This is a genomic window from Pseudomonas sp. HUK17 (assembly GCF_001566765.1).
The window spans coordinates 1-18,181 of record NZ_LSMW01000006.1 but is presented as its reverse complement, the minus strand read 5'-3'; the positions used below and the strand labels follow the sequence as shown (position 1 = coordinate 18,181).

The following is an 18,181-nucleotide window of genomic DNA, read 5'->3' as shown; positions in this document are numbered from 1 at the left end:
AGTTACATACAATCATGTTTGTAAAAGCGCCGAGGCGCGCTAGACTGCGTGGCAGACCCACTGCCAGTCAGATCGCCCATGCGTCGTACGAAAGAAGAAGCCGAACAGACCCGCCAAGCCATTCTCGATGCGGCGGAAGCCCTGTTCCTGACCAATGGCGTGGCGCGTACCAGCTTGGAAATGATCGCCCGCGAATGCGGCGTCACCCGGGGTGCAGTGTACTGGCATTTCCAGAACAAGGCCCACCTGCTCCACGAAATGCTTAGCCAGATAAGGATCCCCGCCGACGAACTGAGCGAGCGCCTGCGCGTCGACGGCGAGGAAGATAGTCTGCAACGGCTGTTCAAACTGTGCATCGAAGGCATGGGGAAGTTCACCCAGCCTGGCCGCGAGCAGCGGGTGATGACGATCATGCTGCACCGCTGCGAATTCACCGAAGAGCTGCGCGAGGCCGAAGAACGCGATCTGCAGTTCCTGCGGCAGTTCATTCGCATTACCGACGCCCTCTTCACCGCCCAGGCGCACCGCCTGCAGCCGGGCGTGACGCCACAACTGGCCAGTCGGATGCTGCACAGCCTGTTTCTCGGCACCCTCTCCGATCTGCTGCGCGACGAACAGACCTTCGCCCCGCTGCTGGCCGCCGATCAGGTGTTCACCACCTTCTTCCGCGCCATCGTGCGCGACTGGACTCAGTCGACGACGGTATAGCCCGCCTGCTCGATGGCCGCGCGGAAGGGCGCATCAACCTCGGCGCTGTCGATACGCACCTCGCCCGCCTGCAGATCCACCTCGACCCGCGCCCGGGCATCGACCTTGAGGACCGCCGCCTCGACCGCGCTCACGCAGTGGGCGCAACTCATTCCGACTACCTTGATGACATGCATGGTCTGCTCCTGTCTGTCTTGACCTCTTTCTCCTGACGCCAGCGCCAGGACCGGGTTCCAGTGTTGACCTTGACCCGAGGTCAAGGTCAACACTGAGCTTAGGAGGTGCCCATGCACGAATTCGAACTCTCCATCAGCGGCATGACCTGCGCGGCCTGCGCCGGGCGGGTCGAGCGCGCCCTGCAGAAGGTCCCGGCCGTCAGTGCGGCCGGCGTCAACCTGGCCAGCGAAAAGGCTCGCGTCAGCGCGCCAATCGACGCGGCACCGGCGCTGGCCGAGGCGGTCAGCGCGGCTGGCTACCGGGTGGCCGAGGTCGAGCATGACCTGTCACTGTCCGGCATGAGCTGCGCCAACTGCGCCGGGCGTATCGAAAAGGTCTTGCGTACGGTGCCCGGGGTGCTGACCGCCGAGGTCAATCTGGCCAGCGAAAGAGTCCGGGTGAAGACCCTGGCCGCGGTCGAGACGCAGGCCCTGATCGTCGCGGTAGAAGCGGCGGGTTACGGCGCCGAGGATCGCCTGGCCGAAGACGACCGCCCTGCCCCGGTACGTCAGGGCCTGCGCTGGGAACGCCTGGAGCTGGCCTTGGCGCTGCTCTTGGCCACGCCGCTGATCCTGCCCATGCTGCTGACGCCCTTCGGCTGGCACCTGATGCCGCCCGCCTGGCTGCAACTCCTGCTGGCGACACCGGTGCAATTCCTCATCGGCGCGCGCTTCTATCGTGGCGCCTGGCATGCCCTGCGCGCCCGCAGTGGCAACATGGACGTGCTGGTCGCCCTGGGCACCAGCGCCGCCTACGGCTTGAGTCTCTATCTCTGGCTAGTCAAGGGCAGCCCCCATCTCTACTTCGAGACGGCGGCCATGGTCATCGCCCTGGTGCGCCTGGGCAAATACCTGGAGACCCGTGCCAAGCGCCGTACTGGCGCGGCCTTGCGCGCTCTGGAAGCTCTGCGCCCCGAAAGCGCCCGCCGCCTGGATGCCGACGGCAACGAAGAGGAGGTTGCCCTCAACCGGCTGCGCCTGGGCGATCGCCTGCAGCTTCGTCCGGGTGAACGCATCCCCGCCGATGGCCGCATCCTGCAGGGCGAAAGCCAGGTGGATGAAGCCCTGCTCACCGGCGAGAGCCGCCCGGTCGCCAAGGGCCCCGGCGACGAGGTGGTGGGTGGCGCCATCAATGGCGAGGGCAATCTGCAGGTCGAGGTCACCGCCCTGGGCGGCGAGACGGTGCTGGCCGGTATCATCCGCCTGGTGGAAGACGCCCAGGCCACCAAGGCGCCCATCCAGCAACTGGTGGATCGCATCAGCCGGGTGTTCGTTCCGGTAGTGGTGGCCCTGGCCCTGGTCACCCTGCTCGGCTGGCTGCTGACTGGTCACGCCCTGGAGCCCAGCCTGCTCGCCGCCGTCGCCGTGTTGGTCATCGCCTGCCCCTGCGCCCTGGGCCTGGCTACTCCTGCTGCGCTGATGGCCGGCACCGGGGTGGCGGCGCGTCACGGCATCCTGATCAAGGGCGCCGAAACCCTGGAGCGCGCCCAGGGCATCACCACCGTGGTCTTCGACAAGACCGGCACCCTGACCGCCGGCCAGTTGCGCCTGCGCCACCTGGCCACGGCGCCTGGCATCGAGGAAGCCGAGTTGCTGAGTCTGGCCGGCAGCCTGCAACGCGGCAGCGAACACCCCCTGGCCGCAGCGGTGCTCCTGGCCTGTCGTGACCGTGACCTGGACACCCCGCCCGCCCAGGACGTCCGCGCCCTCCCCGGCCGCGGCCTCCAGGGCAGTTGGCAAGGACGGCCGCTGTTGCTGGGCAATGCCCGCCTGCTGGCCGAACGGCAGCTGGACGCCGGCCCCCTGGCCGACGCCGCTCGCGCCTGGGAAGACCAGGGACTGACCCTGTCCTGGCTGCTGGAAACCGGCGCCCAACCGCGGGTGCTGGGCCTGCTGGCCTTTGGCGACGAGATCCGTCCGGGTGCCGCCGCGGCCATCGCCCAGCTGCGCCATGACGGTATCGACAGCTGGCTGCTGACCGGTGACAACCGCGGCAGCGCCCGCCAGGTGGCCGCGGCGCTGGGCATCGCGCAGTGGGAGGCTGAGGTACTGCCCGCCGACAAGGCCACGGTGGTCGCCCGTCTGCAAGCGACCCAGGGCGGCGTCGCCATGGTCGGCGACGGCCTCAATGACGCCCCCGCTCTGGCCGCCGCTGAACTGGGCATCGCCATGGGCTCGGGCACCGCCGCCGCGCGCCATGCCGCCGGCATCACCCTCCTGCAGGAGGATCCACGCCAGGTGGTGGCGGCCTTGGACATCGCCCGGCGTACCCAGCGCAAGATCCGCCAGAATCTGTTCTGGGCCTTCGTCTACAATGTCATCGGCCTGCCGCTCGCGGCCTTTGGCCTGCTCGACCCGGTCTATGCCGGCGCCGCCATGGCCTTTTCCAGCGTCAGTGTCCTGGCCAATGCCCTGCTGCTCGGCCGCTGGCGCCCGTCTGGAGATCTCTCGTCATGAACATCGGCCAGGCCGCCAAGGCCAGTGGGCTCACCGCCAAGATGCTGCGCTACTACGAGCGCATCGGTCTGCTGGCGCCTGCCGGGCGTACCGACAGCGGCTATCGCCAGTACGGCGCCGAGGATCTGCGAGTGCTGGCCTTCGTCCGCCGCTCGCGGGAACTGGGCTTCAGCCTGGAGGAGATCCGCCAGTTGCTCAGTCTCTGGCAGGACCGGCAGCGTGCCAGTGCCGACGTCAAGGCGCTGGCCAAGCGGCACATCGGCGAGCTGGATCTGAAGATCGCCGAACTGACCCGCCTGCGCAGCACCCTGGGCGAGCTGGTGTCCTGCTGCCATGGCGACGCCAGTCCCGACTGCCCGATTCTCGATACCCTCGGCGGCTGAGGACCTGTTCACGATCTCGCGAGCTAGAGCCAAACAAGGCCTAGGTGGCCCCACGAAAATGCCTGAGGAGGCGGATCGGACCCGCGCTCGGGTTTACAAGTGGTAAATGAGCATTCTGACGGGGCTGGCCTTCCAGGGCGTTTTCAACGCCGTTTGGCCGACGCGCAGCAGATCGTGACCAGGTTCTGACGCAACCGCGGCCGCCTGGCGGAGTCCATCGCTTATCCCCCGCTGCCGAGGTACCCCCATGCAGACCCTGCACCGTTACCAGATCCGCTATCGCCTCAATGGCGAGCCCCTCACCCACGAGCTGGAGAGTTTCGAGCCGGTCACCGAGGAGGAAGCCGTGCTGCAGTTGCTGATCAAGCATGTCGAAGAACCCCAGGTGGTGGTCGATGCGCCTTGGGAACGCCATGCCCAGCCGAGCATCGCCCGTCGTGCCCAGGAGGCCGGACTTAGCGATATCGAGGTCAGCCAGCGGGACTGACGGCCGGCCCAGGCAGGTGGCTTTGCGCTATAATTCCGCGCTTTTGCCCCCTTCGTTGGAGTGATTCATGACCCTGCCTCGCCTGCGCCTCAAAGCCAATGCCGACCGCCGTCTGCGCGCCGGGCACCTCTGGGTGTACAGCAACGAGGTGGACGTCGTCGCCACCCCGCTCACCGCCTTCGAACCGGGCGACCAGGCCATCCTGGAAACCACCAGCGGCAAGCCGCTGGGCTTGGTGGCGCTGTCGCCCAACAACCTAATCTGCGCCCGCCTGTTCTCCCGCGACACCGGCTATCCGCTGGACAAGTCGCTGCTGGTGCATCGCTTCAAGGTCGCCCTGAGCCTGCGCGAGCGGTTGTTCGGCAGCCACTGCTATCGCTTGGTCTATGGCGATGCGGATTTCCTGCCCGGCCTGGTGGTGGATCGCTTCAACGATATCCTGGTGGTGCAGATCGCCTCGGCGACCATGGAGCGCCAGCGCGAGGCCATCCTCGCCGCCCTGCTGCAGGTGTTCAAGCCCCAGGGCGTGCTGTGGAAGAACGATGGCAGCGCCCGCACGGCCGAGGGTCTTTCCAGCTACGTGGAAGTGGCCTACGGCGAGGTACCGGACTGGGTAGCGCTGGAAGAGAACGGCGTGCGCTTCGAGGCACCGGTCCGCGAAGGCCAGAAGACCGGCTGGTTCTATGACCACCGCCTGAACCGTGCGCGCCTGGCGCCCTATGTCGAAGGCAAGCGGGTGCTCGACCTGTTCAGCTACATCGGCGGCTGGGGCGTGCAGGCCGCGGCCTTCGGTGCCAGCGAGGTCATGTGCGTGGACGCCTCGGGCTTTGCCCTCGACGGCGTGGAACGCAACGCCACCCTCAACGGCCTGGCGGAAAAGCTGGTGTGCGTCGAGGGCGATGTCTTCGAAGCGCTCAAGGAACTCAAGGCCGGTGAAGAGAAATTCGACGTCATCGTCGCCGACCCGCCAGCCTTCATCAAGAAGCGCAAGGACCTGAAGAACGGCGAGGCCGCCTATCGCCGCCTCAACGAACAGGCCATGCGGCTGCTGAACAAGGACGGCATCCTCGTCAGCGCCTCCTGCTCCATGCACCTGCCCGAAGACGACCTGCAAAACATCCTGCTCGGCAGCGCCCGCCATCTGGATCGCAACCTGCAGATCCTCGAACGCGGCGCTCAGGGCCCGGATCACCCGGTGCACCCGGCCATCCCGGAGACCCGCTACATCAAGAGCCTCACCTGCCGTCTGCTACCCAGCTAAACGCCAGGCAAAGAAAAGCCGGACATTGTCCGGCTTTTTTATTTGTGTCTTTGCCTCAGCTCAGGGCACGAATCAACTCGTCCTTCTTCATTCGCGACCGACCGCGGACGTTCTGCTCAGCCGCCTTCTTCACCAGCTCATCGCGAGTCAGGTCACTTAGCGAGGTGCTGCCAGTGCGCGAATGCCGCGCTGAAGCGCGACCGCTGTTGGGCGACTGGCCTTGCTTGGTCGCCACCGCCCGCCGGGCGGAATCCTTGCGGTCCGCGCTTTTGGCGGTACCACTCTTGGCCTTGCCGGAACCTGCCTTTTCACCACCGCCGGACTGCTTGTTCACCGTCGCCCAGGCCCGTGCTTCGGCTTCATCCTTGGAGACGCCCTTTTTCTCGTAGCTCTCCTCGATGTGCTCGGCCTTACGTTCCTGTTTGTCGCTGTACTTGGATTTGTCGCCGCGGGGCATGGCAGTCTCCTGATTAGTCTTCCGCCTTGATGGTGGCTACATCGGCTGCCTTCACCCGCACGTGACGACCCGCCACATCGGTGAATTCATAGAAACCGTCGGCCGTCTTGGTGTTGGGACGATCTTCGGTGATGTACTGGGTACCGTCCTGCAGGGTCACTACCGTCTCGGTGGAACAGGCCGCCAGCCCCGTCAGGGTCAGGGCCAGCAACCCACCGCCTAGTAGCCGCTTCATGGGGCTTCCGGTGCGACGCGATGAATGGACACATCGTGCAGCGCCACCAGCGCCTGACCGGACTCGATGTCGGCCAGGTGGAAGCGCTCGTCGTTGATCGCATCCAGGTGCCGACAGGCCAAGTCACGGACCACGTCGGTGATGGGCACGTCCAGATTGCTGATACGGTCGGTATAGCTTTCGCCCAGCAGTTTGTAGTGGATTTCGTAGTGGCTATCGGTGTCGTCACGCATGAGGGATCTCCGCGAAAAGGCTGCCCGACTCGGGTTATTTCTATAGAGCCTAGGCAACCAGAGCGGTTCTTTTCCACCCGTCAGACGCCGCCGAACGGTCATCTGTCAAGGCGCGCGAACCGGCTCTAGCGCAGGAGTTCAACGCCCTGTACGCATCTGTTGCAACAGCGCACTGCACTGGGCGCCCTGCTCGTTGCTGGGCGCCACCAGCGCCAGCAGACCGGCCGCCGGCGCCGCGAAGGTGGCAAGCAAGGCCGCCGCCGCGCCACGGGCCGCCAGGGGCAGTGCCTTCACCCCCGGCGCGGGATTCTTCAGGGTGCCGCGCACATAGAGCGGTGAGCGCAGCGAGAAGATGCGCAAGCCCTTGCTGTGGGGATCGACGGTCAGATCCAGTCGTTCGCTCGCCAGGTTGATGGTGCCGGTGATGTTGATCAGGGCATTCTCGGTGTCGAGCACGAAGACCTGGGGCTGCACCAAGCCCTTCTTGAAATCGAGATCGGCGACCGCGCAGTTGATCTCCACCGCGTCATCGCCGAACAGCCGGTCGACCAGATAGTTGCCGACGTTGAGTCCGGCGAGCTCCATCAAGCTGCGGCTGATGCGGCCGTCGTTCATCAGCAGCTTGAGTTCGCCGTTGCTGGTGCCGAGCAATGCCGCCACCGAGTTGCCGGTGCCACTCAGGGTGGCATCGCCATTGAGTTCGCCCATGCTGCGCTTCATGGTCTCCACGGTGGGGAACAGCTGGTTCAGCTTGACCCGGCGCACATGCAGATCGACCCGCCCCTGCAGGGGCGTCTTGTCGCCTTCCAGGCGCACCGTGGTGTTCAGATCGCCGCCGGCCACACCAAAGCGCAGGGGGTCGAGCAGCAGCACGCCATCGGTCAGGCGCACGTGGGTGTTGAGATCGGTAATCGGCAGCTGCGCGTTCTGCACGATGCGCTTGCCGGTGAAACGCACGTCCGCATCCATGGCGCGCCAGCGCTCGGTGCGGAATTCGGAGATCGGCAGCGCCTTGTCCGCCGGCTGCTTGCTGGCCTCGCCCTTGGCCGCCTGCTGCTCCTTGGTATCGGCGCCAATCAGTGGTGCCAGGTCTTCGAACAGCAGCTGATCGGAGCGCAGGGTGCCACTGAGCTTGGGCCGCGGCTTGCCGCCGGTGAACAGCACCTCGCCGTGCAGGTCGCTCTTGCCGACCCGGCCATTGAAGTCTTCATAGCTGAAGCGGGCGCCCGCCGGATCGTTGAGCTTGACCGTGAGATGGCCGTCGGTGGCATAGGGCGCCGTCTCCGGCAGGGTGACCCCGGTCAGCGGATAGAGCTGCGCCAGGCTCTTGCCTTCCAGCACCAGGTGCAGATCCAGGGCGCCCAGCCGCCGCGGATCGGTCAGGGTGCCAAAGACCTGGACGCGGGTCTCGCCGGCCCGGGCATCGAGCTGGATGGGAAAAGGCACGTCGGCGTCCTGCAGCGCCAGCAGGCCGCCGATCTGGCCACGGCCACTGACCGGTACCTGCTTGTAGCTGCCCTCCACCGCCAGGGCGAACTGGAAGGGCTGGGTCTGCTTGACGTGGGAGCGCTGGCGCGAAGTGCCCTGCTTGCCGACCAGATCGGCGTAGGCGATGGGGGCATCCAGGGAGGTGATCCGCGCCCTTAGCCGGGTGGCGGTCTGGGCATCGTCGAAGCCGACCTGGCCGGCGTCGAAGCCAATGGTGCCGATATCTACGGTCCAGGCCGAGGGTTCGGCCTTGGGGTCCTTCTCGGCGGTCTCGAAGGTCCAGCTGTTGCGGCCATCGGCCAGCCGCTGGGCATTGACCACCGGCCCGCTGAGGTCGATGCGCGGGATATAGATCTGCTTGGCCAGCAGTGCCAGCGGGGAGATCCGCAGTTGCACCCGGTCGAGGTGGACGAAGGTCTTTTCCTTGGCCCAGTCCGGGTTGCCCAGGGTCAGGTCCTCGGCGGCGATGTGCGGCCAGGGAATCCAGGCGCGCCAGCCGCCCTGATCCGGCTCGCGATGCCAGACCACGCCCAGGTTGCCCTCGATGGCGAAGGGCCGGTGCAAGGCGCTCGACACCTGCTCGTTGATGGTCGGCTTGAGCCGATTCCAGTCGAAGGTGGCAAGGATCACCACCACCAGCACGAACAGCAGCAGGATGATTCCCAGCAGCCAGGCGAGGATCTTGCGTGGGCGCGTCATGGCCGCCTCCTTGGATTTCCGTTCCCTCTTGGGTCTGCTCAGCGCAGCGGGGTTCCCTGAATAGACGTCATGCCTTGCGCTGGCGTAGCGCCAGCAGCGCCACCGCCACCCCGATCAGGGTCAACAACAGCAGACTGCCACGCAGTCCCACCTGCCCCGCCACGGCACCGATCAGCGGCGGACCGAGCAGGAACCCGAGATAACCGGCGGTGGCGGTCATGGCGATGCCCGCAGCCGGCGTCTCGGCCACCTGGCCGGCGGCGCTGAAGGCCGCGGGCACCACATTGGACAGGCCCAGGCCGACCAGCGCGAAGCCGAGGATCGCCGTCCAGGGCGCCGGCAGGATTACCGCCAGGGCCAGCCCCAGGGTCGCCAGCAGGGCCCCGCCAACGATCACCTGGGGGCCGCCGAAGCGAGCGCGGATGCCGTCGCCGAACAGCCGCCCCACCAGCATGGTCAGCGAAAAGGCCGCATAGCCCAGGGTCGCCACCACCGGACTCGCGCCGCCCACCTGGCCCAGGTAGACGGCGCTCCAGTCGGTCATGGCCCCTTCCAGCATCAGACAGCCCATGGCGATCAACCCCAGCGCCAGTACGCGTCGATTCGGCAGCCGCAGGGCATGGCTCACCGGGCTGCGATCGCCTTCGTCCAGGGCCAGGGCGGCGGGCAAGGCCAGCACCAGCGCCACCAGGGCAGCGGCCAGCAACACCACCAGCGCCGAGGCGCCCAGGTGCAGCACCAGTGCCCCCAGGCCGGCACCGAGAAATCCGCCCAGGCTGAAGGCGGCATGGAAGGACGACATCAGCGGGCCGTTCCAGCGGCTTTCGACATCGCTGGCATGGGCATTCATGGCCACGTCGATCAGGCCATTGCTGGCACCGAGCAGCAGCGCGCAAGGCAGCAGCCAGCCCAGCGACGGCGCCACCCCAGGCCAGATCAGCACCAGCACGAAGGCCAGGATGCTCAGCCGGGTGAGGCGTCCGGTACCGCCCAGGCGCGGCACCAGCACCCCGGCGAAGGGCATGGTCAGCAGGGCGCCCAGGGCGACCGCCAGCAGCACCAGACTCAGCTGGCCGTCGCCCAGCGCCAGATCGCGCTTGAGTTCGGGAATGGCGGCCGCCCAGCCACCGATCCCGCAACCATTGGCGAGAAAGACGGTAAAGGTGGCGCGGCGTTGGCGACGCAGTACGGCAGAGGTCATGGGAATCCTTGGGCGAGAGATCAGCGGTCGCTAGCGAGCGAATGCAGGTGCAGGCCGGCATCGCGATAGGGCTGCAGGCGCTCCTCGCTCAACCCCGGCTCCAACACCAGATGGTTCAGCTGATCGAGCCGGAGCACGTGATAGAAGGCCACGCTGTCGAGCTTTTCGGCGGTCACCGCGACGGCGACCTGGGCGCTCTGTTCGGCCACGGCCGCCTTGAACTCGGCCTCCTCCAGGTCGAAGCCGGTCACCCCGGTTTCCACCGCCAGGGCGCAGGTCCCGAGAAAGGCCAGGTCGGCGCGCACGCCACGCAGGTCACGCAGGGCCCGGGCGCCCAGGCAGGCGCCGGACTGCGGCGCAGCCAGGCCGCCGATCATCAGCACCCGGATGCCCGGGCGCTGCAGCAGCGCCGTGGCGATCACCGGCGCATTGGTGGCCACGGTCAGGTCAAGATCCGTGGGCAGCGCCTGGGCGATGGCCAGGTTGGTCGAGCCGGCATCCAGCAGCAGCAATTGCCCCCGCTGTACCAGCCTGGCCGCGGCGTGGCCCAGCGCCTGCTTGGCCGTCTCGTCCTGGCTGATCCGCGCCGGCAGTGCCTGCGGCGGTGTCAGCAGCGAGAGCGCCCCACCGTACACCCGGCGGCACAGGCCCTGGCGGGCCAGTTCACGCAGGTCGCGACGTACGCTGTCTTCGGAAATGCCCCAGGTGGCGGCCAGTTCGGCCGACAGGACCCGGCCCTGCTCACGCAACAGGGCCAGGATCGCGGCCTGGCGTTCTTCGGGGAGGTGGATGGATGCAGTCATGCTGATACTCCAGGAGGATCAGCAGATCATGCACAATCATTTATAAACGTGCAACATCATGCAGAGGCTGAGGCCTTGTCCCGCGTATCCAGCCAGCGACCGCCAAAGACATTGATCAACAGGCCGAACATGACAGCCAGGCCACCTACCGCTTGTTGGATGGTCATCTGCTCCCCCAGCAGCACCGCGGCGGAAGTCAGCCCCACCACCGGCACCAACAGCGAAAAGGGCGCCACCTGGCCCGCCGGATAGCGCGACAGCAGCCGGCTCCAGATGCCGTAGCCGACCAGGGTGGCGATAAAGGCCAGGTAGACGATGGCAAAGACCGAGCCGCCCGACAGCGACGTCAGCGCCGTGGCGATCTGTTCCGGGCCTTCCAGCAGCAACGACAGGATGAAGAAGGGGATGGGCGGAATCAGGCTGCCCCAGACCACCAGGCCGAGCATGTCCACCTTGCCGATCTTCTTGATGACGATATTGCCCAGGCCCCACATGGCCGCCGCCGCCAGGGTCAGCAGAAAACCGGCCAGGGTCATGGTGACGCCATGCTCGGTACCGATCAGCAACAGCCCCAAGGCCGCCACCAGCAGCCCGACCAGACTCGCCCGCCGTACCTTCTCACCCAGGAAGGTGGCGGCGAAGGCCAGGGTAAAGAAGGCCTGGGCCTGCAACACCAGCGAGGCCAGCCCCGCTGGCATCCCCACGTACATGGCCGAGAACAGGAAGGCGAACTGGCCGAGCGAGATGGTCAGGCCGTAGGCCAGCAGCAGCTGCCAGGACACCTGGGGTCGCCGTACGAAGAGAATGGCGGGAAAGGCCGCCAGACAGAATCTCAGGGCGCCCAGCAACATGGGCGGTACGCCATGCAGGCCAACCTTGATGACGACGAAATTCACCCCCCAGGCCAGGATGACGACCAATGCCAGCAACAGATCCCGGGGTGCCATTCACAACTCCTTGAAGGATTTCAGATAGATAGGTGGCTACCCTACTCCTTTGCGTCCGCGCTGCGGCGTCACAGTTGCCCACAAATTCGGCCAGTCACTCCCTAGCAACGAAAAACCGCAGCCTGGGCTGCGGTTCGTCGGGATCAGGCACTGCGCTTGTCGCGCAAGGGATCATGGCCCCAGTTCATCAGCGACTTGCGCCAGCGCGAGTCTTCGATATCGCCCTCCGGTCGCTGCTTGAGATGGCGATGCACATAGCCGATGACCTTGCGCATGGCCTGGTAGTCATCGTCTTCCAGCTCGGCCTGGCGCTTGCCCTTGAGCTCCAGGATGCGCTCACCCATGGCATGGCCGACCGCCTTGCCATCGTTGGCGGCCGTGACCTTCTTGCCGCCCTTGGTCATGCCCACACCCTTGCTGGTATCACCGCTGAGCCATTTGCGCAGCTGGCTGGGGGTCATGTTGACCACCTGCTTGAACTCGCTGCGAACCTCTTTCCTGTCGTCTTTCTTGTCGTCGTTGGAAGCCTTCTTGGTGCTCATTTTTCACCTGCCTTTTGCAACGCCTTCACCAGTTCGTCTTTCTTCATGCGCGACCGGCCCCGCACCTCGCGACGCGCGGCACGCTTCATCAATTCGTCCTTGGTCAGACCGGCCAGGCCCGACTCACGCGCGGTCGCCGTCTTGCGCGCCACATCCGCCGGCTGTTTGGAATGCTGCTTGCCGCGGCGGGTGTCGCGACGCTTCTTGGCGGTGGTGCGCTGGTACTCTTCCTTGCTCAGGGAATCCCGGGCCTTTTCCGGCAGATAGCGTTCGCCGGTCTCTTCGGATTTCTTGCCGGAGCGGGTGTCCCACTTCTCGTCGGTCCACTGTTGCAGATGATTGTCCTTGCCCTTGCCGCCCTGGTATTCACCACCGCGCTTCTGGTACTCCTGGGACGCCAGTTGCGCCTTGCGCGCCGACCATTGGCCGGGCTTGCCGCCCTTGTCGCCCTCGGTAATCTCTTTCTTCACCTTTTCCCAGAGTTCGGGATCGCTCTTCTTGGCCGTAGCACTCATGGCTCACCTCAGGTGTGGGGTCACTGCAGTCGCTGTCTCTAGGATGACTGTCCAACCGAAACGGGGGTTCGCGCCAGGCGACGAACGCCCCTACCCTGCGTCTTCCGGTATCCAGAGAAACCCATGCCCCTTGCCACCCTGCTCCGCCGTCGCCTGATCCCGCTGCTCTGCGTCACCCTGCTGGTGGGTGTCGGGGTCCCCTATGGCTGCTCGGAACTGGCCTACCGCGAACGTCAATGGGTGTTCAGCATCGAGCCCGGCAATGCCAGCTGGTTCACCGGGGTGCCGGAAGGCGTCCGCCAGTTCAATCTGCCGGTCCCGGACGGTCTGACCGGCACCGACTACCTGCATGCCTGGTGGTGGCCCGCCCGGCGCCCGGACGCCCCCACCCTGCTCTATCTGCACGGCACCCGCTGGAATCTCACCGCCCAGGTCCGGCGCATCGCCACCCTGCGACAACTGGGTTACTCGGTGCTGGCCATCGACTATCGCGGCTTTGGCGAAAGTCCTGGCGACGTTCCCTCCGAACGCAGCGTCTACCAGGACGCCCGGGTCGCCTGGAAGCACCTGCAGAGCCTGCAGCCCGATCCGCGCAAGAGATACCTCTATGGCCATTCCCTGGGTGGCGCCGTGGCGGTGGATCTGGCCTGGCGCATCGCCCGCGACGGGGATCCCACGGGCGACTATCCCGCCGCGGCCGGTCTGATCATCGAATCCACCTTCACCACCCTGGCCGATGCCGCCTCGGCGGTGGTTGACACCCGCTTTCCCCTGCGCTGGCTGATGACGGAGAAATTCGATTCCCTGGACAAGATCCCGGAGATCCATATCCCGGTGCTCATCGTTCACGGCAGCGACGACCGCTATGTGCCGCCCCGCTTCAGCGAGGCCCTCTATGCCGCCGCGCAACCCCCCAAGCGGCTGCTGTTGATCCCGGGCGGCACCCATTCCAACAGCATGGTGATAGGCACACGTGCCTATGCCGCCGCTCTGCGCGAGCTGTTCGGTGGCACGCACCTGAGCGAAGCGGAAAAGCAGGAATCATCGACGGGAGGCTAGAGGTTTTTTGAAAGGCATCGACGGCGCTGATAGTCACTATCTCGCCAGTCTATTTTTTTCGAGCGGTCCTGCTCGGGATACTGAACTCACTCCAGCACAGTTTCCCCAGAGGACACCATCATGAACCTGCGTATCGCCTTCGGTTTCGCCCTGACCGCCCTGGCCCTGAACACCTTCGCCCAGGACTTCTCCTTCACCCCCACCAGCCCTGCCACCCAGATCGCCGAGGAATCCAGCCAGCGTCCGCTAGGCCATCTGATCAAGCAACAGCAGCAACGTCTGCAGGAACGCACCCTGGCCGAAGAATCCAGCCTGCGTCCGCTGGGTGAAGTCATCAAGCAGCAGCAACGCCAACTGCAGGACCGCCGGATCGCCGAAGAGTCCAGTCTGCGTCCCCTGGGCCAGGTGATCGAAGACCAACAACAGCGTCTCGGTGGCGACGAAGTGGCCGAAGAAAGCGGTCAGCGTCCCGTGGGTCGACTGATCGAGCATCAGCAGCATCGTCTGCAGGAGGGCGCCCTGGCCGAAAACGGCTCGGCCCAGACCCTGGACCGCCTGATCAAGCCCGGCCAGACCCGTCAGGCCTAAGCGCTACCCGCTCCTTCCTGCCTGGCCTCGCGCCGGGCTCGCCTATCAGGTCTTCTCGCTACCCGGTCCGATGCTGGCGGGGGCCTCCACCACCATTTCCTGCGGCACCTCGTCGATACGCGGATCCAGCGCCGCTGCCATCGGACTGACGGAATCCGGCATGGCCACATGATGCAGCGGTGCCGCGTCCAGCCGGTGCTCGCCACTGACGAACCGGGGCTGCACGAAGACGATCAGGATCAGCGCATAGGCCGAGGTCAGCACATAGAAGGTGCCCGGGCCGAAATGCTCCATGGCCGCGCCGGCCAGCAGCGGCCCGATGCAGGCACCGACGCCATAGGTGGTCAGCAGCATCGCCGACAGTTCCACCCGCCGCTCGGGCTCGACGTGGTCGTTGGCAAAGGCGGTCGCCAGCGGATAGAGGGTGAACAGCAGCATGCCCGAGACGAAGCCCGCAGCCAGCAACCAGGGATAGGGCAAGGTGATCAGTCCCCACAGCGGTACCGCCGCTAGGCACAGCAGCACCGCATTGGCGCGGATCAGCTTGCAGCGGTCGAGTCGATCCGACAGCCAGCCCAGCGGCCACTGGGCGCAGAAGCCCGCGACGATGCACAGCCCGACGTAGAAGCTCGATTGCGCCGTATCCAGGCCACTGCGACTGGCGAACACCGGTGCCAGGCCATAGAAGCCCCCCACCAGCAGGCCTGCGGTAAAGATGGTCACCAGTGACTGGGGCACCCGCTGCCAGAAGAAGCGGATCTCCAGCGGCGCCGCCACCAGCTTGGCCGGGTGCACCCGCCGCGTCATCGCCAGAGGAATCAGGCAAGAGGCGAAGCAGATGGCTACCAGCAACAGCGGCTTGTAGTCGAGTTGCGGATGCCAGGCCAGCAGCGCCTGGCCGATCACCAGCCCCAGGTCCACCGCCACCATGTAGCCGGCAAACACCTTGCCGCGCTGGTGATTCTCCGCCTGCTCGTTGAGCCAGCTCTCGATCACCATGTACTGATTCATCATCACCACGCCCATGATGAATCTCAACGCGATCCAGACGTTCAGGTCGTCGATCAGGGCGTGAATGAGCACGGTAACGGTGGCCGCACCGGCGCAGGCCACATAGGAACGGATATGGCCGACACTGGCGATCAGCCGATGGCCGAAATTGCCGCCGCACACCAGCCCGAAGTAGTAGGCCGCCATCAGGGCGCCGGTCCAGAAATCCCCTGCCCCCTGCTCAGTCAGTCGCAGACCGATATAGGTGGTGAACAGACCGGAGCCGGCCAACATCAGGAGGGTGGCGAAATAGAGCGCAGGAAAGGTAACGAGAGGGCTGAACATCAGGGATCACATGAAAAGAAGCAGAAAGCCAGAACGGATCAGCCGGAACTGATCGTCAGACTACGGAAGGAAAAAAATATCAGGAGATAGTGCCGGGGATCACTCCGGCTCCTGGCGCCTATTGGTCTCGGTACGCTGGCGCTGTCGCCATTGATCCAGATAGACCACCTGGCCGTGCTCGGGCTTGGCCTGATAGGCAGGGGCCGAAGCCACCACCGAATCCGCCGCCGGGCGTTCGACCTCGGGCACCACGAAAGGCGCGAACTCGACCTTGGCCAGCGTCTTGCCGAACAGGGCCAGAGAGGCGTCGAGTCGCTCCTCTCCCGTCACGGTGAATTCGAAGGAGAACAACCGCGCCAGGCGCTTGCGGCCTTTGGCATCGGCCAGCCAGCGAAAACGGGAAAAGGCCACGGCGCCATCGAGCAGCGTGACCTTGCGGCGACGACACTCCTGCTCGGCCAGCACCAGTGCCTGCTCGCGAATGCCGTGGGCGTGCCAGAACCACAGACCAATGCCGACTGCGCCCAGCAACAGGCAGAGATTACCTAGCGTCAGCATCTTCGCTCCTCATCGAAGGGTACCGCCGTCACTGACGCCGTGCAGCGTCACCAGATGCCGTCTCGTTCAACAGACGAATGTTTTCACGCTCGCCTTTGTACAGCGTCAGAGGGGCGATTTCCTTACCTAGCAAAGGCACCTGCTGTTGATGCCATATGTAGTAGAAAACGTTCAGTACCACCAATAGCAGAAACAACCAACGCATCATTCGTTCTCGAGCGGACACGCCAAAGCCAATCCAGCAAACACCATATCGGGCACGATCCGCGCGCCCGGAACGACATGTTTGACCAGTTCCGCGTCACCCCCGGTCAGAAACACCTCGCAGCCTTCGGCGAACATCTCCTGAGCCAGTTCGTACTGGGTGCGGACAAAGCCCTTGAGCATGTACAGACACCCACGCTCCACGGCCTCGATGGTCGTACGTCCCGGCGCCTCGTAGCGTTCACCACTGGCCCAATGTGGATCGTAGCGGATCCGACGGGTATGGGTCTGCAGTTCCCGACGCATCAACGGAATCCCCGGACAGATGAACCCGCCCTGATGCTCACCCTGGGCGTCGACCAGATCGGCCGTCACCGCAGTGCCCAGATCCAGGACCACGCAGGCCTTTCCCTCGGCCAGTTGCACCGCGGCCAGGATCACCAACCAGCGATCCATGCCCAGACGCTGGTGATCCCGATAGCCGTTGCGCACACCATTCCACACCTCTACCGGCACGGCCTGGTGACAGGGGATGGCGAAGGTCGCCGTCAACCGCTCCTTGAGCTGCTGGGTCTCTTCGTCGCTGCGCACGCTGACCAGCCGACAGGCCGCCAGGGTGGGAGCATCCGGCTGGGACAGGGCCGCGATCAGGGCGTCGTCGCTGTCGACGATGCCGGTGTCGACCACTTCGGCTCCCGCGGCGAGCAGTCGCCACTTGATCAGGCTGTTACCGCAATCGAGTTCAAGAATCATGATCTAGGCTCAGGCTCAATTCGCCACCGCTGAATGCCTGTGTCTGCCCGTCTACGCGCATGAGGATAGCCCCATCTTCGGCAACTCCTGCCACTGTGCCCTGAATACAGCGAACCCCCGAAGACAGGGTTACCGCTCGACCTTGCCAGCCATGATAACGCTCCCACTCGCCGCGCAGGGCGGCGAATCCGGATTGGCGGTGAATCTGCCACAGGCTGTCGATCTCCCGCAGCAGCAGACTGGCGACCTGGTTGCGATCCTGCAGACCGCCCAGGACCTCGGCCATGGAAATCCATGGCTGATCGATGTCGTTGGCCATGCGCATGTTGACGTTGATACCGATGCCGATGATGGCCTGGCAGACGTCCTGCGGATCACCCGACAATTCGATGAGGATACCGGCCAGCTTGCGACCACGAACCAGGACGTCGTTGGGCCACTTCAGCCAGGCATCCTCCACTCCCAGCTGTTGCAGGGTACGGATCACCGCCAGGCCCATGGTCAGGCTCAAGGCCTGCAGCTTCTGGATCCCGCCCTGGCTGGAGACCACGGCGGTGAGATAGAGATTCTTGCCATAGGGACTGACCCAGGCGCGGCCACGCCGGCCACGTCCGGCCTGCTGATGCTCGGCCAGCAAGGCGAACGGCGTTTGCTGCTGTTGTTGCAGACGGCGTTGTGCCTCGGCATTGGTGGAGTCGATGGAAGCCAGGACCGCTACCGGCCAACCACCCTCCCCCGCGATCCGTTCGGCATCGAGCAGCGACAGGGGCTCTTCCAGGCGGTAACCCCGCCCCGGAACCTTGAACACCTCGACGCCCAGGTCATCTTCCAGCGTCTTCAGCCGCTTCCAGATGGCACTCCTGGAGACGCCCAGGGCCTCACCAAGCTCGACGCCGGAATGAAATTTTCCATCACTCAGCAATTTCAGCAACGGCATCCTCGAACTCCGTTCGACTTTCTTCCGCCCCAAAGACAACACCCCCGCCAGAGTGAACTGAGCGGGGGTGCTGGGTGTTAGGCGCTTGACGATGACCTACTCTCACATGGGGAAAC

Annotated in this window: 21 protein-coding genes; 7 read left to right on the top strand and 14 right to left on the bottom strand. The window is 65.3% G+C overall.

Translation table 11 applies throughout. From position 1 onward, the window contains the following. Positions 1-78 precede the first annotated feature (78 nt). Complete coding sequence (locus AX284_RS03855; RefSeq protein WP_068383700.1) at positions 79-708, top strand: TetR family transcriptional regulator; 630 nt, start codon at positions 79-81, stop codon at positions 706-708. Here the strand turns inward: AX284_RS03855 and AX284_RS03850 are convergent. Beyond that, entirely contained in the window at positions 690-884 is a 195-nt protein-coding gene (locus AX284_RS03850; protein ID WP_017638756.1) for a cation transporter, read from the bottom strand. The genes AX284_RS03855 and AX284_RS03850 overlap by 19 nt on opposite strands. Before the next feature lie 111 nt (positions 885-995). Between AX284_RS03850 and AX284_RS03845 the strand changes: the two genes are divergently transcribed. From AX284_RS03845 to AX284_RS03830, 4 genes are all read left to right on the top strand, one after another. Beyond that, positions 996-3,380: a heavy metal translocating P-type ATPase gene (locus AX284_RS03845; protein ID WP_068383698.1), complete on the top strand. Its 2,385-nt coding sequence runs from the start codon at positions 996-998 to the stop codon at positions 3,378-3,380. Next, positions 3,377-3,763 carry a Cu(I)-responsive transcriptional regulator gene (cueR, locus tag AX284_RS03840; RefSeq protein ID WP_064308919.1) on the top strand — a complete coding sequence of 129 codons (387 nt, stop codon included), beginning with the start codon at positions 3,377-3,379 and terminating at the stop codon, positions 3,761-3,763. The genes AX284_RS03845 and cueR overlap by 4 nt, the downstream gene beginning before the upstream one ends. Before the next feature lie 247 nt (positions 3,764-4,010). Further along, complete coding sequence (locus AX284_RS03835; RefSeq protein ID WP_017638753.1) at positions 4,011-4,250, top strand: hypothetical protein; 240 nt, start codon at positions 4,011-4,013, stop codon at positions 4,248-4,250. 67 nt (positions 4,251-4,317) lie between these two features. Next, entirely contained in the window at positions 4,318-5,511 is a 1,194-nt protein-coding gene (locus tag AX284_RS03830) for a class I SAM-dependent rRNA methyltransferase (protein ID WP_064308918.1), read from the top strand. Between the two features lie 55 nt (positions 5,512-5,566). Here AX284_RS03830 and AX284_RS03825 read toward each other — a convergent pair whose 3' ends face one another. From AX284_RS03825 to AX284_RS03785, 9 genes are all read right to left on the bottom strand, one after another. Then, positions 5,567-5,968: a Rho termination factor N-terminal domain-containing protein gene (locus AX284_RS03825; RefSeq protein WP_064308917.1), complete on the bottom strand. Its 402-nt coding sequence runs from the start codon at positions 5,966-5,968 to the stop codon at positions 5,567-5,569. 13 nt (positions 5,969-5,981) lie between these two features. Continuing rightward, positions 5,982-6,203 (bottom strand): YgdI/YgdR family lipoprotein, encoded by a 222-nt coding sequence (locus AX284_RS03820; RefSeq protein WP_017638750.1) that lies wholly within the window; start codon positions 6,201-6,203, stop codon positions 5,982-5,984. After that, entirely contained in the window at positions 6,200-6,436 is a 237-nt protein-coding gene (locus AX284_RS03815; protein WP_017638749.1) for a hypothetical protein, read from the bottom strand. The genes AX284_RS03820 and AX284_RS03815 overlap by 4 nt, the downstream gene beginning before the upstream one ends. A 138-nt stretch (positions 6,437-6,574) precedes the next feature. Beyond that, positions 6,575-8,623 (bottom strand): AsmA family protein, encoded by a 2,049-nt coding sequence (locus tag AX284_RS03810; protein WP_064308916.1) that lies wholly within the window; start codon positions 8,621-8,623, stop codon positions 6,575-6,577. 67 nt (positions 8,624-8,690) lie between these two features. Further along, entirely contained in the window at positions 8,691-9,824 is a 1,134-nt protein-coding gene (locus AX284_RS03805) for an MFS transporter (RefSeq protein WP_064308915.1), read from the bottom strand. Between the two features lie 20 nt (positions 9,825-9,844). Then, entirely contained in the window at positions 9,845-10,627 is a 783-nt protein-coding gene (locus AX284_RS03800; RefSeq protein ID WP_064308914.1) for a DeoR/GlpR family DNA-binding transcription regulator, read from the bottom strand. A 56-nt stretch (positions 10,628-10,683) separates the two neighbouring features. After that, positions 10,684-11,574 (bottom strand): EamA family transporter, encoded by an 891-nt coding sequence (locus AX284_RS03795; protein WP_064308913.1) that lies wholly within the window; start codon positions 11,572-11,574, stop codon positions 10,684-10,686. Positions 11,575-11,717: 143 nt separating this feature from the next. Then, positions 11,718-12,116, bottom strand: a complete 399-nt coding sequence (locus AX284_RS03790) for a DUF3140 domain-containing protein (protein WP_017638744.1) — start codon at positions 12,114-12,116, stop codon at positions 11,718-11,720. Continuing rightward, on the bottom strand, positions 12,113-12,631 hold the full coding sequence (locus AX284_RS03785; protein ID WP_064308912.1) for a hypothetical protein: 519 nt from the start codon (positions 12,629-12,631) through the stop codon (positions 12,113-12,115). Before AX284_RS03785 ends, AX284_RS03790 begins: the two co-directional genes overlap by 4 nt. A gap of 123 nt (positions 12,632-12,754) precedes the next feature. Between AX284_RS03785 and AX284_RS03780 the strand changes: the two genes are divergently transcribed. Next, positions 12,755-13,690, top strand: coding sequence for an alpha/beta hydrolase (locus AX284_RS03780; protein WP_068383695.1), 936 nt, complete (start codon positions 12,755-12,757; stop codon positions 13,688-13,690). A gap of 120 nt (positions 13,691-13,810) precedes the next feature. Continuing rightward, complete coding sequence (locus AX284_RS03775) at positions 13,811-14,278, top strand: hypothetical protein (protein ID WP_064308910.1); 468 nt, start codon at positions 13,811-13,813, stop codon at positions 14,276-14,278. A 45-nt stretch (positions 14,279-14,323) separates the two neighbouring features. Here AX284_RS03775 and AX284_RS03770 read toward each other — a convergent pair whose 3' ends face one another. The 4 genes from AX284_RS03770 to birA all read right to left on the bottom strand — a co-directional run bounded on the left by AX284_RS03770 (position 14,324) and on the right by birA (position 18,065). After that, a complete protein-coding gene (locus AX284_RS03770) occupies positions 14,324-15,613 on the bottom strand; it encodes an MFS transporter (RefSeq protein ID WP_068383693.1) in 1,290 nt (429 codons plus the stop codon). A gap of 99 nt (positions 15,614-15,712) precedes the next feature. Next, positions 15,713-16,171, bottom strand: a complete 459-nt coding sequence (locus tag AX284_RS03765) for a DUF3301 domain-containing protein (protein WP_017638740.1) — start codon at positions 16,169-16,171, stop codon at positions 15,713-15,715. A gap of 204 nt (positions 16,172-16,375) precedes the next feature. Next, positions 16,376-17,128 (bottom strand): type III pantothenate kinase, encoded by a 753-nt coding sequence (locus AX284_RS03755; RefSeq protein ID WP_017638738.1) that lies wholly within the window; start codon positions 17,126-17,128, stop codon positions 16,376-16,378. Then, the gene (birA, locus tag AX284_RS03750; RefSeq protein ID WP_068383691.1) at positions 17,118-18,065 is read right to left on the bottom strand and encodes a bifunctional biotin--[acetyl-CoA-carboxylase] ligase/biotin operon repressor BirA; all 948 of its coding nucleotides are present in this window, start codon (positions 18,063-18,065) and stop codon (positions 17,118-17,120) included. The genes AX284_RS03755 and birA overlap by 11 nt, the downstream gene beginning before the upstream one ends. Positions 18,066-18,181 lie beyond the last annotated feature (116 nt).

Excerpts from the sequence above, each read along its gene's own strand:
- AX284_RS03855 (WP_068383700.1), top strand. The coding sequence starts at position 79 with ATGCGTCGTACGAAAGAAGAAGCCGAACAGACCCGCCAAGCCATTCTC.
- AX284_RS03850 (WP_017638756.1), bottom strand. The coding sequence starts at position 884 with ATGCATGTCATCAAGGTAGTCGGAATGAGTTGCGCCCACTGCGTGAGC.
- AX284_RS03845 (WP_068383698.1), top strand. The coding sequence starts at position 996 with ATGCACGAATTCGAACTCTCCATCAGCGGCATGACCTGCGCGGCCTGC.
- cueR (WP_064308919.1), top strand. The coding sequence starts at position 3,377 with ATGAACATCGGCCAGGCCGCCAAGGCCAGTGGGCTCACCGCCAAGATG.
- AX284_RS03835 (WP_017638753.1), top strand. The coding sequence starts at position 4,011 with ATGCAGACCCTGCACCGTTACCAGATCCGCTATCGCCTCAATGGCGAG.
- AX284_RS03830 (WP_064308918.1), top strand. The coding sequence starts at position 4,318 with ATGACCCTGCCTCGCCTGCGCCTCAAAGCCAATGCCGACCGCCGTCTG.
- AX284_RS03825 (WP_064308917.1), bottom strand. The coding sequence starts at position 5,968 with ATGCCCCGCGGCGACAAATCCAAGTACAGCGACAAACAGGAACGTAAG.
- AX284_RS03820 (WP_017638750.1), bottom strand. The coding sequence starts at position 6,203 with ATGAAGCGGCTACTAGGCGGTGGGTTGCTGGCCCTGACCCTGACGGGG.
- AX284_RS03815 (WP_017638749.1), bottom strand. The coding sequence starts at position 6,436 with ATGCGTGACGACACCGATAGCCACTACGAAATCCACTACAAACTGCTG.
- AX284_RS03810 (WP_064308916.1), bottom strand. The coding sequence starts at position 8,623 with ATGACGCGCCCACGCAAGATCCTCGCCTGGCTGCTGGGAATCATCCTG.
- AX284_RS03805 (WP_064308915.1), bottom strand. The coding sequence starts at position 9,824 with ATGACCTCTGCCGTACTGCGTCGCCAACGCCGCGCCACCTTTACCGTC.
- AX284_RS03800 (WP_064308914.1), bottom strand. The coding sequence starts at position 10,627 with ATGACTGCATCCATCCACCTCCCCGAAGAACGCCAGGCCGCGATCCTG.
- AX284_RS03795 (WP_064308913.1), bottom strand. The coding sequence starts at position 11,574 with ATGGCACCCCGGGATCTGTTGCTGGCATTGGTCGTCATCCTGGCCTGG.
- AX284_RS03790 (WP_017638744.1), bottom strand. The coding sequence starts at position 12,116 with ATGAGCACCAAGAAGGCTTCCAACGACGACAAGAAAGACGACAGGAAA.
- AX284_RS03785 (WP_064308912.1), bottom strand. The coding sequence starts at position 12,631 with ATGAGTGCTACGGCCAAGAAGAGCGATCCCGAACTCTGGGAAAAGGTG.
- AX284_RS03780 (WP_068383695.1), top strand. The coding sequence starts at position 12,755 with ATGCCCCTTGCCACCCTGCTCCGCCGTCGCCTGATCCCGCTGCTCTGC.
- AX284_RS03775 (WP_064308910.1), top strand. The coding sequence starts at position 13,811 with ATGAACCTGCGTATCGCCTTCGGTTTCGCCCTGACCGCCCTGGCCCTG.
- AX284_RS03770 (WP_068383693.1), bottom strand. The coding sequence starts at position 15,613 with ATGTTCAGCCCTCTCGTTACCTTTCCTGCGCTCTATTTCGCCACCCTC.
- AX284_RS03765 (WP_017638740.1), bottom strand. The coding sequence starts at position 16,171 with ATGCTGACGCTAGGTAATCTCTGCCTGTTGCTGGGCGCAGTCGGCATT.
- AX284_RS03755 (WP_017638738.1), bottom strand. The coding sequence starts at position 17,128 with ATGATTCTTGAACTCGATTGCGGTAACAGCCTGATCAAGTGGCGACTG.
- birA (WP_068383691.1), bottom strand. The coding sequence starts at position 18,065 with ATGCCGTTGCTGAAATTGCTGAGTGATGGAAAATTTCATTCCGGCGTC.